The organism is Nocardia carnea, assembly GCF_029869215.1.
GTDB lineage: Bacteria > Actinomycetota > Actinomycetes > Mycobacteriales > Mycobacteriaceae > Nocardia > Nocardia carnea_B.
In genome coordinates, this window is the sequence record NZ_JARWPM010000126.1 from 1 (window position 1) to 1763 (window position 1763).

The 1763-nt window shown below is 67.6% G+C and carries 2 protein-coding genes; both read right to left on the minus strand.

Annotation, left to right across the window (positions count from 1 at the left end; genetic code table 11):
• Positions 1-127: 127 nt before the first annotated feature.
• Positions 128-508 carry a 50S ribosomal protein L7/L12 gene (gene rplL, locus QH276_RS08070; RefSeq protein ID WP_280396711.1) on the minus strand — a complete coding sequence of 127 codons (381 nt, stop codon included), beginning with the start codon at positions 506-508 and terminating at the stop codon, positions 128-130.
• Positions 509-583: 75 nt separating this feature from the next.
• Complete coding sequence (gene rplJ / locus QH276_RS08075; protein WP_280396710.1) at positions 584-1123, minus strand: 50S ribosomal protein L10; 540 nt, start codon at positions 1121-1123, stop codon at positions 584-586.
• Positions 1124-1763 lie beyond the last annotated feature (640 nt).

Here is a 1763-nt window from a genome sequence, read left to right on the forward strand (position 1 = left end):
ATAACCCACGCCGGGGAGGTAACACCCAACTAATTTCCTTTAACCCGCCCCCGGCATCACAGCGGCCACCTAAGGCAAACCGGGGCGTACCCCCAGTGCACCCGCCCGTTTTCCGTTACCGGTCCGATTACTTGACCGAAACCTTGGCGCCCGCGGCTTCCAGCTTCTCCTTGGCGGCATCGGCGGCTTCCTTGGCCACCTTCTCCAGGATCGGCTTCGGCGCGCCCTCGACGAGGTCCTTGGCTTCCTTCAGGCCCAGGCCGGAGACGATCTCGCGGACCACCTTGATGACCTGGATCTTCTTATCGCCGGCACCCTCGAGGATGACGTCGAATTCGTCCTGCTCCTCGGCGGCCTCGGCGGCGGCCGGGGCGGCACCGGCGGCCGCGACGGCGACCGGAGCAGCGGCGGTGACCTCGAACTTCTCCTCGAACTTCTTCACGAAGTCCGAGAGCTCGAGCAGGGTCATGTTGCCGAAGGTTTCGAGCAGCTCGTCAACGTTGGCCATTGTTGTTTCCTTTCGATAGTGAACGTCTGTGCGGGCCGGCCGGGAGCGACCGTTCCGCGGGGGATGCGGAAGGTGTTACTCCGCGGCGGCGTCGCCGCCTTCGGCCTGCTTCTTCTCCTGCAGCGCGGCGGCCAGGCGGGCCACCTGCGAGGCGGGAGCGTTGAACAGACCGGCGGCCTTGGCCAGGTTGCCCTTCATGGCACCGGCCAGCTTGGCCAGCAGGACCTCGCGGGACTCCAGATCGGCGATCCGCTCGACCTCGGACACGGACAGCGGTGCGCCGTCCATGTAACCGCCCTTGATGACCAGCGCCTTGTGATCCTTGGCGAAGGCCTTGAGCGCCTTGGCGGCCTCGACAGGTTCACCGGAGATGAACGCGATCGCGGTGGGTCCGACGAACAGTTCGTCCAGGCCCTCCACACCGGCCTCGGCCGCGGCACGCTTCACCAGGGTGTTCTTGGCGACGGAGTACGTGGTGTCGGCACCGAGCGCACGGCGCAGTTCGGTGAGAGCACCGACGGACAGGCCACGGTATTCCGTGATAACTGCTGCCGTCGAGCCCTTGAACTGCTCGGTGATCTCCGCGACCGCGGTAACCTTCTCGGGTTTCGCCATACTTCGCCTCCTCTCTGATGTCGGTTCGGGTGTTGCCCTACCGAATCAGGGGCCGGCGAAAGAACAAGCGCCCCGGACGCAGAGCGTTCCGGGGCGCGCAAGAGTATCCGAGCACATCGTGCTCACTCCCGACCTCGGTTCTCCCTGCGTGGGCCGCCGGCACTCTCGCCGGACCTTCGACCGATTCCATCCGGAATCAGCGACCAACGGTCTTCGGTAGAACGGATTGGGTGGTGCCGAACAAGTCGACAACCTGAGCAAGCGTACCTGCTCGCGCCCTGTCCTGGCAAAACGGCCTACCCACCCGGCCCGCGGCAACCGCTCGCCAACACCCCCGAAACCGCGACCGCTCGCCGACGTCCCCAGGAGCGGCGACCACCCGCCGGCGCCGGCACCCTGGGACGGGGCCACCAGGCGCGACCCGGCAACCGGGCACGGACCGGGCTCAAAGGCCATCGACGCCCTACGCGGAACCGGCTTCGCGTAGGGCGCCTCGGGAGCGATACCGGCCGGAAAACGGCGATGGGGGGGGGGGGGGGGTTTAAGATAACCCCCCCAAACGGCGCGGGGGGGGGAATGAAAATACGGGGGGGGGGGGGGGGGGGGGGGGTGGGGGGGGGGGGGGGGGGACCCCCGGGGG

Excerpts from the sequence above, each read along its gene's own strand:
- rplL (WP_280396711.1), bottom strand. The coding sequence starts at position 508 with ATGGCCAACGTTGACGAGCTGCTCGAAACCTTCGGCAACATGACCCTG.
- rplJ (WP_280396710.1), bottom strand. The coding sequence starts at position 1,123 with ATGGCGAAACCCGAGAAGGTTACCGCGGTCGCGGAGATCACCGAGCAG.